This window comes from Phreatobacter sp. (assembly GCF_051860605.1).
In the GTDB taxonomy this organism is placed as follows: domain Bacteria; phylum Pseudomonadota; class Alphaproteobacteria; order Rhizobiales; family Phreatobacteraceae; genus Phreatobacter.
Genome location: NZ_JBHYDR010000004.1, coordinates 45,362 through 59,356 on the forward strand (window position 1 = coordinate 45,362; position 13,995 = coordinate 59,356).

The 13,995-nt window shown below is 66.4% G+C and carries 14 protein-coding genes; 7 read left to right on the plus strand and 7 right to left on the minus strand.

Annotated features, from left to right (window positions below; all coding sequences use genetic code 11):
- Positions 1–93: 93 nt before the first annotated feature.
- From ACTIFS_RS08080 to ACTIFS_RS08090, 3 genes are all read right to left on the minus strand, one after another.
- A complete protein-coding gene (locus ACTIFS_RS08080; protein WP_439573566.1) occupies positions 94–1,146 on the minus strand; it encodes a TRAP transporter substrate-binding protein in 1,053 nt (350 codons plus the stop codon).
- Between the two features lie 140 nt (positions 1,147–1,286).
- A complete protein-coding gene (locus ACTIFS_RS08085; RefSeq protein WP_439573567.1) occupies positions 1,287–2,048 on the minus strand; it encodes an ABC transporter permease in 762 nt (253 codons plus the stop codon).
- Positions 2,045–2,971 carry an ABC transporter ATP-binding protein gene (locus tag ACTIFS_RS08090; protein WP_439573568.1) on the minus strand — a complete coding sequence of 309 codons (927 nt, stop codon included), beginning with the start codon at positions 2,969–2,971 and terminating at the stop codon, positions 2,045–2,047. The genes ACTIFS_RS08085 and ACTIFS_RS08090 overlap by 4 nt, the downstream gene beginning before the upstream one ends.
- A gap of 277 nt (positions 2,972–3,248) precedes the next feature.
- On the opposite strand from ACTIFS_RS08090, the gene ACTIFS_RS08095 reads away from it, so the two are divergent.
- A complete protein-coding gene (locus ACTIFS_RS08095; protein ID WP_439573569.1) occupies positions 3,249–3,899 on the plus strand; it encodes a pyridoxamine 5'-phosphate oxidase family protein in 651 nt (216 codons plus the stop codon).
- Here ACTIFS_RS08095 and ACTIFS_RS08100 read toward each other — a convergent pair.
- The 4 genes from ACTIFS_RS08100 to ACTIFS_RS08115 all read right to left on the minus strand — a co-directional run bounded on the left by ACTIFS_RS08100 (position 3,893) and on the right by ACTIFS_RS08115 (position 8,390).
- Positions 3,893–5,110, minus strand: a complete 1,218-nt coding sequence (locus ACTIFS_RS08100; protein ID WP_439573570.1) for a glycerate kinase family protein — start codon at positions 5,108–5,110, stop codon at positions 3,893–3,895. The two genes, ACTIFS_RS08095 and ACTIFS_RS08100, sit on opposite strands and share 7 nt — an antisense overlap.
- A gap of 115 nt (positions 5,111–5,225) precedes the next feature.
- Entirely contained in the window at positions 5,226–6,659 is a 1,434-nt protein-coding gene (locus tag ACTIFS_RS08105) for an NAD-dependent succinate-semialdehyde dehydrogenase (RefSeq protein ID WP_439573571.1), read from the minus strand.
- Between the two features lie 51 nt (positions 6,660–6,710).
- Complete coding sequence (locus ACTIFS_RS08110; RefSeq protein WP_439573572.1) at positions 6,711–7,532, minus strand: SDR family NAD(P)-dependent oxidoreductase; 822 nt, start codon at positions 7,530–7,532, stop codon at positions 6,711–6,713.
- A gap of 21 nt (positions 7,533–7,553) precedes the next feature.
- A complete protein-coding gene (locus tag ACTIFS_RS08115; protein ID WP_439573573.1) occupies positions 7,554–8,390 on the minus strand; it encodes a MurR/RpiR family transcriptional regulator in 837 nt (278 codons plus the stop codon).
- A gap of 176 nt (positions 8,391–8,566) precedes the next feature.
- Here ACTIFS_RS08115 and ACTIFS_RS08120 point away from each other — a divergent pair, with 176 nt between their 5' ends.
- The 6 genes from ACTIFS_RS08120 to ACTIFS_RS08145 all read left to right on the plus strand — a co-directional run bounded on the left by ACTIFS_RS08120 (position 8,567) and on the right by ACTIFS_RS08145 (position 13,978).
- Entirely contained in the window at positions 8,567–9,859 is a 1,293-nt protein-coding gene (locus ACTIFS_RS08120) for an ABC transporter substrate-binding protein (protein ID WP_439573574.1), read from the plus strand.
- Between the two features lie 103 nt (positions 9,860–9,962).
- The gene (locus ACTIFS_RS08125; protein WP_439573575.1) at positions 9,963–10,886 is read left to right on the plus strand and encodes a branched-chain amino acid ABC transporter permease; all 924 of its coding nucleotides are present in this window, start codon (positions 9,963–9,965) and stop codon (positions 10,884–10,886) included.
- A gap of 1 nt (position 10,887) precedes the next feature.
- Entirely contained in the window at positions 10,888–11,922 is a 1,035-nt protein-coding gene (locus ACTIFS_RS08130; protein WP_439573576.1) for a branched-chain amino acid ABC transporter permease, read from the plus strand.
- Between the two features lie 3 nt (positions 11,923–11,925).
- Positions 11,926–12,669: an ABC transporter ATP-binding protein gene (locus ACTIFS_RS08135; protein ID WP_439573577.1), complete on the plus strand. Its 744-nt coding sequence runs from the start codon at positions 11,926–11,928 to the stop codon at positions 12,667–12,669.
- Entirely contained in the window at positions 12,669–13,370 is a 702-nt protein-coding gene (locus ACTIFS_RS08140) for an ABC transporter ATP-binding protein (RefSeq protein ID WP_439573578.1), read from the plus strand. The genes ACTIFS_RS08135 and ACTIFS_RS08140 overlap by 1 nt, the downstream gene beginning before the upstream one ends.
- Positions 13,367–13,978: an ATP-binding cassette domain-containing protein gene (locus ACTIFS_RS08145; protein ID WP_439573579.1), complete on the plus strand. Its 612-nt coding sequence runs from the start codon at positions 13,367–13,369 to the stop codon at positions 13,976–13,978. The genes ACTIFS_RS08140 and ACTIFS_RS08145 overlap by 4 nt, the downstream gene beginning before the upstream one ends.
- Positions 13,979–13,995 lie beyond the last annotated feature (17 nt).

The following is a 13,995-nucleotide window of genomic DNA, read 5'->3' on the forward strand; positions in this document are numbered from 1 at the left end:
CGTGGCGCGCTCAGGGACTGTCCTGCGATGCAAGGTTCGGCAAGAAGGGCAGGTGCGGGGGCAGTCGTGCCGCCCCCGCAAGGACCCGAGGGATCAATCCCTCAGATAGCCGTGCTGCTTCCAGATGGCATATTCGGCGCGGAACCGGGTGTAGCTCTCCCAGGCCCGCTTGAACTCCGGATTGGTGTTGACGAGTTCGGCTGCAACCTGCTCCCAGGTCTTGCGGAACAGGTCGAGCATGTCCTTCGACCAGTAGCGGATCTCCACGCCCTTGGACTGGATTTCGCGCATGGCCGCACCCTGCACCGCCTCGCCCTCGGCGAACTGGCGCAGCATGGTGGAATCGCAGGCCACCTCGATCTGGCGCTTCTGCGTGTCCGAGAATTCGGCCCACTTCTGCTTGGAGATGATCAGCGTGTTCAGCGTCGACATCTGGTGCCAGCCGGGGAAGTAGTAGAACTTCGCCACCTGGTGGAAGCCGAGCGTCAGGTCCATGACCGGCATGGAGAACTCGGTCGCATCGATCGTCCCAAGCTGAAGGGCCTGGAAGATCTCGCCCGCCTGCAGGAGCTGGGTGGCAACCCCGAGCCGCTGCATGACGTTGGCGCCGAGGCCGAAGAAGCGCATTTTCAGGCCGCGCAGATCCTCGGGTCCATTGATGGCTCGCCGGAACCAGCCGGATGCCTCCGGGGAGATCAGGCCGCAGAGCAGCACCTTGCCGATGCCGTACTTGGTGTAGAGCTCCTCCATCAGCTGGTTGCCGCCGCCATGGCGCATCCAGGCGAGGTATTCGCCGGCCTCCGGACCGAACGGCACCGACGCAAAGAGCGCGAAGGTGATGTCCTTGCCCGTCCAGAAACCGCCGACCGTCCACGCCGAATCGAGCGAGCCGTTGGCGACCGCATCGAGATATTGTCCGGCCGGGACGAGAGCGCCCGGCTCGAAGAAGCGCGCGTCGATCGAATTTCCGGAGATCGCCCGGAGCGTGTTGACGAGATATTGCTGCGTCGGGCCCAGAAGTCCTGTCGACGACGGGAAGGCTCCCGCCACCTGCAATCTGACCCTGCGATCCTGCGCATCCGCGGTGGTGACCGCAAACGTCAGCGCTATCGCCGCAATTGCGGCGATCAAACCCTTGATCTTCATTTGGCATTCCCCCTGGCGTTCCCGACCAGCCGCAATCTCGCGGTTCTTAATCGGTTATTCTACAGAGCGACGGTCCATTGCGCCGACGGGTCTTGTCAAGACCAGAAACGCTGCTGCAGTGCGGTAGCGCGATCCGCGACTCAGGCCTTCAGGCGATAGCCGGTGCGGAAGATCCAGGCGGTGACGGCAACGCACAGGCCAAGAAGCGCGAGCGTCATGGCGAGGCTGACGGCAATGCCAACCTCCGATGTGCCGTAGAAGCTCCAGCGGAATCCCGAGACCAGATAGACCACCGGGTTGAGCAGGCTGACCGTGCGCCAGACCGGCGGCAGCATGTCGATGGAATAGAAGGTTCCGCCAAGGAACGTCAGCGGCGTCACCACCAGCATGGGAATGAACTGAAGCTGTTCAAAGCCCTCGGCCCAGATTCCGATGATGAATCCGAACAGGCTGAAGGTCACGGCGGTGAGCACCAGAAAGCCGATCATCCACACGGGATGCTCGATCCTCAGCGGCACGAAAAGCGCCGCAGTGGCCAGGATGATGAGACCCAGCAGCACCGATTTGGTGGCGGCAGCGCCGACATAGGCGATGACGACCTCCGCGGCGGAGACCGGCGCCGACAGCACTTCGTAGATCGTGCCCGTGAAGCGCGGGAAATAAATGCCGAACGAGGCGTTCGAAATGCTCTGGGTCAGCAGCGACAGCATGATCAGGCCCGGAACGATGAAGGCGCCATAGGCGACGCCATCGATCTCGGCCATGCGCGAGCCGATGGCCGCGCCGAAGACCACGAAATAGAGCGATGTCGAGATGACCGGCGAAACGATGCTCTGCCAGAGCGTGCGCCAGGTGCGCGCCATCTCGAACAGGTAGATGGCCTTGACGGCGTGGAGATTCATGACCGCTCGCTCACGAGGCTGACGAAAATGTCCTCCAGCGAGTTCTGGCTCGTCTGCAGGTCCCTGAGGCGCAGGCCCGCGGCCGCCAGGGCCTGCAGAAGCGCCGTGATGCCGGTGCGCTCGGCCATGGTATCGTATGTATAGACGAGCTTTCGTCCATCTTCAGACAGGGTCAGGTCATAGCCGGACAGGGTTTCGGGGATCGTCCCGATCGCAGACTGAAGATCGACGGCCAACTGTTTCTTGCCGAGCTTGCGCATCAGCTCGGTCTTCTGCTCCACCAGAATGATCTCACCCTTCGAGATCACCCCCACTCGGTCGGCCATTTCCTCGGCCTCCTCGATGTAGTGGGTGGTGAGGATGATGGTCGCACCGCCTTCGCGCAGACGCCGGACCAGTTGCCACATGTCGCGCCGGAGTTCGACATCGACCCCTGCCGTCGGCTCGTCGAGAAACAGGATGGAGGGTTCGTGCGAGAGGGCCTTCGCGATCATGACGCGCCGCTTCATGCCGCCCGACAGCGTCATGATCTTTGAGTCCTTCTTGTCCCAGAGGGACAGGTCTTTCAGGATTCGCTCGATCAGCGCCGGATCGGCGGCCTTGCCGAACAGACCCCGGGAAAAACTGACCGTTGCCCAGACCGATTCGAAAGCGTCGGTCGTCAGTTCCTGCGGCACGAGCCCGATCAGCGCCCGTGCAGCCCGATAGTCGCGGGCAATGTCGTGGCCGCTGACCGCGACCGAGCCGCCGCTCGGCCTGACGATGCCGCAGATCGCGGAAATCAGGGTGGTCTTGCCGGCGCCATTCGGACCGAGAAGAGCGAAGATCTCGCCCTTCTCGATGTCGAGATCGACACCTTTCAGCGCCTCGAAGCCGGAGCTGTAGCGCTTTGACAGATTTCGGACGGAGATGATCGCGGACATGGCGCGGAACTTAGGCATCCGCGCGGCCCGGCGGGAGGCCTGGTTTGGCAGCAGCCGACATGCAGGCCGCACGGGCGGTCCGGCTGCAGCGTGTTGCACCGCACGCTGCGCGACGGTCGGTCGCATGCTAAGGCTCGCCGATCACGCCTTGCCGCACACCCTGGCGGGGGCGGCTGGCGGCAGGCCGCTCCGCTTCGGATGTTGGCCCCGCCACGTTGACCGGCCTTGCCCGCCTGTGCTGCCCTCGGTGGGGCAAGAGATTTGAAGGGGAGGTGTCATGGGCGATGGCAATTGCAGCGACGGATCGACCGCTCTGGCGGGCACGATCGACGACACCGAAGCCCTGCGCCGGGTCTATGACCAGCCGGCCGAGGTGACGCAGAAAAAGGTCCTCGACCGGCTGGATGCCCATTGCCGCCGGTTCATTGCGCTGTCGCCGTTCCTGACCATCGCGAGCACCGGCCCGGCTGGCACGGATTGCTCTCCCCGCGGCGACGCACCGGGCTTCGTCCATGTCGTGGACGACCACACGCTTCTTCTGCCCGACCGGCGCGGCAACAACATCCTGGATACGCTGCAGAACGTGCTGGAGCGGCCGGATGTCGGCCTGCTGTTTCTGGTTCCGGGGCTCAACGAGACCCTTCGCGTCAATGGCAAGGCCCGCATCGTCACCGACCCGGCCGTGCTCCAGTCCATGGCGATCAGGGACCGGATCGTGCCTGACTCGGCGCTCGAGGTCACGGTCGAGCAGGCCTATTTCCATTGCGGCCGCTCGTTGCTGCGCGCCGATCTGTGGAATCCGGACAAACGGATCGCTCGGGACGCCTTCCCGCGGCTCGGCACGGTGCTTGCCGACCAGATTCAGGGCATCGACGCGGAGGCGGCAAACCAGCGCCTCGAGATCGCCTATACGACCAATCTCTACTGAGCTGGACCGGCGGCAAGCCGTCCGGCCGAGGCTTTGCTGCGCGCGGTCGCAGATGCCGCGACCTGGAACGCCATCATGACGGTGCGCATGACATTGTCTGCGCAGCGCTCGATCTGGTCCTCGGCCCCGGCCATGGCCTCGTCGAGCGCGCACGGCGCCTGAACGGTCGTGAAATAGGCACCGATGCCGTGGTCGCGCACGATCTCCGCCTCGGCGCCGATCGTGCCGACAAGTGCGATAACGGGAATGCCCATGCTGCGGGCCCGGCGGCCGACCTCGCCGGGAATCTTGCCGGCGGCGCTGCCGGCATCCAGTCCGCCCTCCGCGGTGAAGACCAGGTCGGCTCCCTCGATATGGCGATCGATATCGAGGAACCGGGACAGGATGTCGTAGCGGGAGACCAGGCGGGCGCCGAGAAAGGCCGCAAGGCCTGCTCCGAGGCCGCCTGAGGCTCCGGCGCCGGCGAGCGCTGCCAAGTCGATGCCGAGCGCCTGCCGGGCGACCGCCGCGAACCGGCCGAGACCGATTTCCAGATGTCCCACCGCATCGGCTGGTGCACCCTTCTGGGGGCCATAGATGCGTGCCACGCCCCGCGGGCCAAGCAGCAGGTTGTCCAGGTTGCAGGACACCTCGATCAGTGTTTCGGCGATGCGCGGGTCGAGGCCGGTCATGTCGATGTCGGCAAGGTCGAGCAGCCCCTGTGCGCCCCTGCGAATGGGCTGGCCCCGGCGGTCCAGCAGCCTGACGCCGAGCGCCGCCGCCATTCCGGCACCGGCATCATTCGTCCCGGAATCGCCGCACCCGACGATGATGTGGCGTGCGCCCGCATCGAGAGCGGCCCTGATCAACTGGCCAACGCCGAATGTGCAGGTCGAGAGCGGGTCGCGACGATCCCGAGGCACCAGGGAAAGCCCCGCTGCGGACGCCATGTCGATGACGGCCGTTCTCTGGTCTGTGCCGCCGACAAAGCCCCAGACCGCCTCGACAGGCGAGCCCAGCGGGCCATCCACCTGCGACGAGCGCAATGTGCCAGCCGTCATGCCGACAAGGGCCCTTGCAAAGCCCTCGCCGCCATCGATGAGCGGCACCTCGACAACATCGGCCGTCGGGCAGGCGCTCAGGATGCCGCGCGCGATCGCGCGCGTGACTGCCTCGGCGCCAAGGCATTCCTTGAAGCCCGACGGGGCCACGACAACGCGAAGCGGGACCAAGACGCCTCCGGCGGTTTCAGCAACCGACGGAGACAACCCACGAAACCGGACATCATTCCGGCCGGGCGCTTGCGCCAAATCATCGCAGGCGGTTCGGGCCCCGTCCGGGCGCCGGCTATCCCATATGGCTGACGAATTTCGCCTGCATATAGACCTGCAACCCCTCGATCCCGCCCTCGTGACCGAAGCCGGAATCCTTGACACCCCCGAACGGCGTCTCGGGCAGCGCGATGCCGAAATGGTTGATCGTGACCATGCCGCTCTCAAGCGCATCGGCGACCTTGGTTGCCGTGTTGCCGTTCTTCGTGAAGGCATAGCTGGCAAGGCCGAAGGGCAGCGCGTTGGCACGCGACAGCACCTCGTCCGTGTCCTTGAAGCGCAGCATCAGGGCGAGCGGGCCGAAGGGCTCCTCGGACAGGACACGGGCATTCTCGGGGATGTCGGTCAGGACGGTCGGCTGGAAGAAGTTGCCCTCGTTGCCGACGCGGCTGCCGCCGGTTGCAATCCGCGCGCCCTTCTCCTCGGCATCGGCGACGAAGGCCTCCATCGCATTGACGCGCCGCGGATTGGCCAGCGGCCCCATATTGGTCGTCGGGTCGAGGCCAGCTCCGACCTTCAGGCCCGACGCGATGCCGGTGAAGTCCGCGACGAAATTGTCATAGACCTTCTCGTGGACGAAGAAGCGGGTCGGCGAGACGCAGACCTGTCCGGCATTGCGGTACTTGAAGGCCGCCATCAGCTTGGCCGCATGGGCGACATCCGCATCGTCGAAGACGAGGACCGGTGCGTGGCCGCCAAGCTCCATCGTCGCGCGCTTCATGTGACTGGCGGCCAGCGCGTTGAGGTGCTTGCCGACGGAGACCGAGCCCGTGAACGAGACCTTACGGATGGACGGGTGCGGGATCAGATACTCGGAAATCTCGGCGGGAACGCCGTAGACAAGGTTGATGACGCCCGCCGGCACTCCGGCATCGTGGAAGCAGCCGACCAGGCCGATGGGCGAGCCCGGCGTCTCCTCCGGGCATTTCAGGATGATCGAGCAGCCGGCCGCGAGCGCCGCGGCGATCTTGCGCACCGCCTGGGTGACCGGGAAGTTCCATGGTGCGAAGCCGGCAACCGGACCGATCGGCTCCAGGATCACCATGTTGCGCACGCCGTCGGCGCGCGCGGGGATGAGGCGGCCATAGGCGCGCTGTCCCTCGCCGGCGAACCAGTCGATGATGTCGGCCGCGCTGAGCACTTCCAGCCGTGCCTCGGCGATGACCTTGCCCTGTTCCTGCGTCAGGATGGTCGCGATCTCCTCGGCGCGTGCCCGCACCAGTTCGGCGGCCTTGCGCAGGATCTTGCCACGCTCGAAGGCGGACACGCTCCGCCACTGGCGGAAGCCGCGCTCGGCGGCCGCGATCGCCTTGTCGAGATCGGCGCGGGAGGCAAGTCCCAGCCGGCCGATCGGCTGGTTTGTGGCAGGATTGACCACATCCTGCTCCCGCCCGCCGGTCGGTTCGACCCACTGGCCGTCGATATAGTGCTTCAGCGTGGCGTAGCTCATGACGTTCTCTCCCGTTTGTCTGTCGTGTTCGTTTGGCGTGACGCCGGGCCCTCAGGCGGGCCAGGCCTGGCCGCCGCCATCGACACGGAGCACCTGGCCCGACACGAAGGCGCCGAGCGGGCCGGCGAAGATTTCCACGACCCGGGCGACCTCGTCGACCGTCGCGACACGGTCGAGCGTGCCGGTCTCGGCGAGACGTCCGGGATCGACCGCGCGGGTGCCGAGAAACCGGCCGGTGCGGGTATCGCCGGGCGCGATGCAGTTGACCGTAACGTCGTAGGGGCGAAGCTGGTCGGCGAGGCAGCGGGTGAAATGCACCACGCCGGCCTTGGCCGTCGCATAGATGGCGCCATTGGTCCGCCCCTTGAAGGCCGCGACCGATCCGAGCGTGACGATGCGCCCCACGCGACGCTCCATCATGCCGCGGGCTACGGCCTGGCAGACGAGGATCGTCGACAGGAGGTTGCGCTCGAGGACGGCCCGCACATCGTCGGGCCTGATCGCTACCGCATCGTTCGGATCCGGCTTGCCCCCGGCCGCCGCAATGTCACCGCCGGCATTGTGGACGAGGATGTCGATGGGGCCGAGGGCGGCCTCGGTGCCCGAAACAACCGACCGGATGCTGTCGTCCAGCGTCAGGTCTCCCAGCAGACGAACCGTCCGCACGCCATGCAGCGCCCCGACCTCGCCTGCGACCGCCGTCAGGGTCGTGCCCTCGCCATACTCGGCCGGACCGTTCTCGCGCATGCCGTGGAGCGCCACGTCCGCACCGAGGCTCGCCAGCCGCTCGGCAAAGGCGCGGCCAAGGCCACGCCCCGCGCCGGTGACCAGCGCCACCTTGCCCGCGAGCGGTCGTTGATCCGGTTCCGTCATCGCATCATCCCCCACATGCTCTCAGCCTTCGGACAGGTCGAGCCCGACGGCAAGGGCCTGGACGAGGCACATCGGCGCGACCAGCGTCCTGAGCGCCGGCTCGGGCATGTCATGGATCTCGAAGACGACGTCTGCGCCCTCGACGATGGGGCCGAGCAGGCTGTCGGTGATGGCGATGGCGGGTATGCCGCGCGCCACCAGTTCCGGGAACAGCCGCGCCGTGTCGGGATAGTAGTTGCGGAAGGAGACCGCCACCAGCGCGTCCTCGGGGGTCGCCGCATGGCACTGCTCGCCGATACTGCCGCCGATGCCGTCGAGCACCACCACCCGCCGTCCGAGCTTGCGCAGCACATAGGCGAGATGGGCGACGACCGGATAGGAGCCGCCGAGGCCGAGAAGATAGATGTCGCGGGCCTTGGCGAGGATGCCGATGGCCGTTTCGAGGTCGCGCTCCGAGATCGACTGAACCAGCGTGTCCAGCGCGGTGTGCGCCTCGGTCACGAAGCGCGTCAGAACCGCAGCGGGCTTGCGCCCGAGCGTTGATCGCTCGTCGGCCTTCATGCGGGCGAGGCGGGCCTTGTAGCTGGGCGCCACACCCTCCACCAGCCGCGCCCGGAACACCTGCTGCATCTCGGTAAAGCCGTTGAAGCCGATGGCCCGCGCGAAACGGACGATGGCCGAGGGCTGTGCGCCCGTGCGTTCCGCCACTTCGGCGACCGTGCCCAGCGCAATGTCGGTCGGGTGGTCCAGCACGAATTCGGCGATCTGGCGCAGGCGGCCCGGCAGCGCGCGATGACGGTGCGCGATGAGGCTGCGCAACTCGTCGTAGCTCATCGAGCCCTGCGCGACGTGGTCCATCAGGTCGGGTCTCCAGGCATCGCGCCGACGGGGCGGCGCCGCCCCAGCGCAAACCATGTTTCGCGATATGGATCAACTATTCCACTTTACAATGTCAAATGGAATGTTCATTCTGAACAGAAGAACGGGCGGCCAACCGCCCTCAGGTCACAGGACCAGTCTCAAGGGAGGAGACCATGAGCGGACGGCGAATTTCGCGACGCCAGATCGTGCAGGGCAGTCTGATGGCGTCCGTGCTGGCGGGCACGGGAGCGTTTTTCGGGCCCTGGAAGCACAATCGCGTCTGGGCACAGGGCGCCAGGCCCATCAAGCTCGGCCTGACCTGCGACGCATCGGGGCAGTTCGGCGCCAGCGGCCGCGACGACCTGCTCGGCATGCAGCTCGCCATCGGCGAGTTCAACGCCAGGGGCGGCGTGCTCGGCCGCAAGGTCGAATGGATCACGGCCGACACCGAGACCAACCCGGCAACCGCCACCCGCGTCGCCGAGCGGTTCATAGCGCAGGAACAGTGCGCGTTCCTGATTGGTGCGGTCCATTCGGGCGTTGCGAACGCGATCACGCAGGTCGCTGCCAAGACCGGCACGATCTACATGAACACCAATTCCTCGGCCCCCAGCGAGGCCGGCGAGAACTGCTCGCGCATCAAGTTTGTCTGGGACGGCAACGGCACGAATTTCTCCAAGGCAGCGGTTCGCAACGCCGTCGAGCGGATCGGCAAGCGCTGGCTGCTGCTGACCAACGACTATGTCTGGGGGCATTCGACATCGGCATCCACAAAGGCCCTGGTCGAGGCCGCTGGCGGGCAGGTCGTCGACAACCTGCTGGTGCCGCAGAACACGCGTGACTTCACGTCCTACCTGTTGAAGGTCCAGCAATTGCGCCCCGATGTCATCGCGACCGCCATCGGCGGGGACGACCTCAAGGCGCTGCGCCAGCAGGTCGCCGACCTCCGCCTGGAGGAGCGCGCCGCCTGGATCAACAACCAGCAGGACTGGCCGGATGTCTGGGGCGCCCCGGAAACGCTGTTCGGCGTGTTCGGCACGACCTGGTACCACAAGCTGCAACTGCCGGGCGTCGAGGACTTCATCAAGCGCTGGCAGGCGGCTTTCCCGCGCTCGCCGATCCCCGTGCCGGGCAACGTCTCCTACAACGGCTACATGGCGACGCGCGAACTCCTGCGCACCGTGGAGAAGGTGGGCTCGACCAACAACACGAGGATCATCCGGGCGCTCGAGGGGCTGAAGATGAGCGCGGCCGACCGGATGCAGCACCACGACGCCTATATCGACCCGGTCACCCATCAGGTCCAGCAGACCATCTACCTCGCTCGCCGCAACACCAAGCCGGCGGACCCGACCGACCTGTTCGAGATCCTCACCCAGACGGCGCCGGAGAATGCGCTCGACGATGCCGCTCCGGGCAAGTGCAAGCTGACGCCGTTCGAGCAATTGCCGACCTACGAGATGTAGCACCAGGGGCGCCTGATCCTGAGGACGGCGCCAATGCCGTCCCCGCTTCCTTCTCGCAGCTTCCCTTGTCGCAGCTTTTCCATCGCAGACGGGCTTCGGGCCGATGTTTCTCGATCTCCTGCCGCATCTGGTGAACGGCCTGACGCTTGGCCTTCTGTTCGCCCTGATCGCGCTCGGCTTCATGCTGATCCTCGGGCTGATGGAGCAGATCAACCTCGCGCATGGCTCGCTTTTCGCGCTGGGAGCCTATTTTGCCTATGCCATTGCCACGCCCCGGCTGCCGCTGCCGCCCGACATGCTGGCGGCCTGGGCCGCGGTTCCTCTCGGCTGGCGCTACACGGCGGCGATGGTGCTGGCTCCCGTCCTGGTTGCCCCCTTCGGCCTGCTGATCGAGCGCATGATGCGGCGCACCTATGGCAAGGATCCGCTCTACGGCCTGTTGCTCACCTTCGGCCTGGCGCTGGTCCTGGAGGACCTGATCCGCACCGTATGGGGCTCCCGTGACTACCTGCTGCCCGTCCCGCGCGAGATTTCCGGCGGGTTCTTCTTTCTCGACCTGATCTGGTCCCGCTACCGCTTCTGGGCGGCGGCCTTCGCGATCCTCGCCATCGCCGCCGTGTGGGTGGTGGTCGAGCGCACCCGCTTCGGCGCCATGGTCAAGGCCGGCGCACACGACACCGAGATCGTTCAGGCGCTCGGAATCGACATCCGCAAGCTGCGCTCCGGGGTCTTCATGTTCGGAACCATGCTGGCGGCGCTCGCAGGCGTCATCATGGCGCCCATCTGGGGCATCCGCCCGCATATGGGCGTGGATGCGGTGGTGCCGGCCTTCCTGGTCATCGTCCTCGGCGGTGTCGGTTCGTTCTGGGGGGCGGTTATGGCCGGCCTGCTGGTCGGCATGGTCGTCGGCCTGTCGGGTGCCTATGCCTCCGAATGGTCGCTGCTCTCGATGTACCTGCTGCTGATCGCCGTGGTCACGTTCCGGGCGCGCGGCCTGTTCGGCAAGAAAAGCGTTCTGGAGGCCTGACATGACCGCGCCGAACGTCAACGCACCGGCCCTGCCGACGGTCGTGCAGACCTTCACGCCCGCGATGCTGGTGACCTGGGCACTGCTGGCGAGCCTGCCGCTCTGGATCGAGAAGGTCGGTCTCTATCAGTATCTCGGCGTGGAGATCCTGATCTGGGCGACCTATGCGCTCGCCTTCAATCTGGTCCTCGGCCATGCCGGCCTGCCGTCCTTCGGCCACGGTGCCTTCTTCGGCATCGGCGCCTATGCCTTCGGCCTCGCCCAGTTCAATATCGCGCCGAACCTGTGGGTCTGCATGGGGGCAGCCCTGCTTGGCGCGGCCCTTGCCGGTGCGCTGGTGGCGCTGTTCATCTCGCACCGACGCGGCATCTATTTCGCGCTGATGACCATCGCCTTCGGCCAGGTCTTCTGGTTCATCTCCATCAAGGCGCATGCCATCACCGGGGGCGAGGACGGCCTCCTGAAGATCGCGCGCCTGCCGGTCGATCTGGTGTTTGTGGCGCTTCCGACCGACAGTAATGTCGCTCTCTATTATGCGGTCCTTGCCGTGTTCGTCGTCGTCTCGCTCGGGCTCTGGCGGCTCGTCCACTCGCCGTTCGGCCGGGTGGTGCGGGCGATCAAGCAGAACGAGGAGCGCGCCCGCTTCATCGGCTACGACGTCTGGCGGGTGAAATTCGCCACCATCGTCATCTCCGCCGGGCTGTCCGGCCTTGCCGGTGGGCTCTTCGCCATGGCCCAGCGGTCGGCCTTCCCCGATGTCATGAGCCTGCATTTCTCCGGCTACATCGTCATGATGACGCTCGTCGGCGGTGGTCTGGTCTCCTATTGGGGGCCGGTCATCGGCGTCGTGGCGTTCCTGCTTGCCCGCGATCTGATCGGCGCCTGGACCACCAGCTGGATGCTGTGGTTCGGGCTGCTCTTCGTCCTGCTCGTCATGTTCCGTCCGGACGGCATTGCCGGCTTCTTCGACAGCCTGAGGAAGAAGGCCGCCGCCGAGCCTCTGCCGGCGCCCGCCACCGAGACGAAGGGAGGGTGAGCCATGGCTTTGTTCGAGGCCCGCAACCTGCATCTGCGGTTCGGCCGGCAGGTGGTACTGGAGAATGTCTCGCTGGCCTTCGAGGCTGGCCGCCTGTCCGGCATCATGGGGCCGAACGGCGCCGGCAAGACCACCTGCTTCAATGTCCTGACCGGCCGTTACCGCCCGGAGCGTGGCCAGGTGATCTTCGATGGCGAGGACATTACCGGCCTGAAGCCGCATGAGATCGCCCGGCGGGGGATCGCGCGCTCGTTCCAGCTGATGAACCTGTTCGACGAGTTCTCGGTTTTCGAGAACGTCGCCGTGGCCCTGCCGGCCACGCGCGCCCGAGTCGCCGATCCGGTCGGGCAGGCCTATGGCGATCGCGCCGTGGTCGACGAGGCGATGGCCGTGCTCGAGCGGGTCGGGCTGCAGCGCCGCGCCGCAGACCCGGCCAAGTCGCTGCCCTATGGCGCCCGCCGCGCACTGGAGATTGCCGTCGCGCTGGCCTCGCGGCCGAAGCTCCTGTTCCTCGACGAACCGACGGCCGGTCTGGGCTCGGACGGACGCGCCCGGCTTGCCGACCTGATCCGCTCGCTCAAGGGCGATACGACGATCGTGGTAATCGAGCACGACATGCAGTTCCTGTTTTCCCTCGCGGACGAGATCTCGGTCATCCACTGGGGGCAGGTGATCGCGCACGGAACGCCGGAGGCCCTGATGGCCAATCCCTGGGTGAAGGCGTCCCGGCTGGGGGAGGCGGCCTGATGCTCGACGTTCGCGGCATCGACACCTATTACGGCGAGACGCAGGCCCTGTTCGGCGTGTCGCTGTCGGTCGCGGAGGGCGAGGTGCTCGCGTTGCTCGGCGCGAACGGGGCCGGCAAGACGACCCTGCTGCGCTCGGTGCTCGGGCTCACCCGGCCGAGGCGCGGCGAGATCCGGTTCCGGGATCGGTCGATCACGGCCTGGGATACCCATGACATCGCGCGCGCGGGCGTGGGATGGGTGCCCGACGACCGGCGCCTGTGCCCGACGCTGACGGTGGCCAAGAACCTGTCGCTGGGCATCAAGGCGACGGGCTTCCGCTCCTGGTCGGTCGACGAGGTGACGGACATCTTCACCGCCCTCAAATATCTGATGGCCCGCGAAGCCGAGACGCTGTCCGGCGGCGAGATGCAGATGGTCGCCATCGGTCGCGTGCTGCTCGGCTCGCCGGGCCTCGTCCTGTTCGACGAGCCGAGCCAGGGCCTGGCGCCGAAGATCGTCGACGACGTTGTGAACGTGATCCGCCGCCTGAGATCCGAAGGCGTTGCCTCCATCATCGTCGAGCAGAATGCCGACGTGGCGCTGTCCGTGGCCGACCGCGCGATCGTGCTGTCGCGCGGCCAGATCGTCTGGCAGGGAGCGGCCGGCGAACTGTCGGGAGATCCGGCCCTGCGGCACAGCCTGCTCGGAGGCCTGCAATGAACCCTCCCATTCTGGCGCTCGATGGTCTGCAAAAGGCCTATCGCGGCATGTTCGCCCGTGAGCCGAGCTTCAGCCTGTCTATCGATTCCACCTTCAACGTGCCGGAGATCGTCGGCGTCCTCGGGCCGAACGGCGCGGGCAAGACCACGCTGTTCGAGATGATCGCCGGTTCCAACACGCCGAGTGGCGGCCGCGTACTGGTCGCCGGCCGGGACATCCATCAGGTCCGCCACGACGAGCGGGACCGCCTCGCCATTCACTACCACCAGTCCTACCAGGTCCGCCGCTTCCGGCGGACCAGGCCGGCCTTCCTGATGGAGCGCGCCGGCAGCGACTATCCGCTGGTCCACCTGTTCGACGAGCCGCAGTTCAACACGCAGGACGGCTATATCGGCTTCATGCTGGACTTCTTCAGGCATCTGAAGCGCGAGGGGCGCCTGGTCTTTGTCTGCCTGCATCCCACGGCGCCGTTCCAGCTCGATATCCTGAAGGAAATCTGCGACCGGTTCCTGTTCGTGGCCGGAGGCACAGTGACCGGCCACGCCGATTTTGCCGGGGCCATGGCCGCTCCCGACATCCGCAGCTATCTGGGGGCGGTCGCACGCTAGCAGGCGCGGCACCGTCG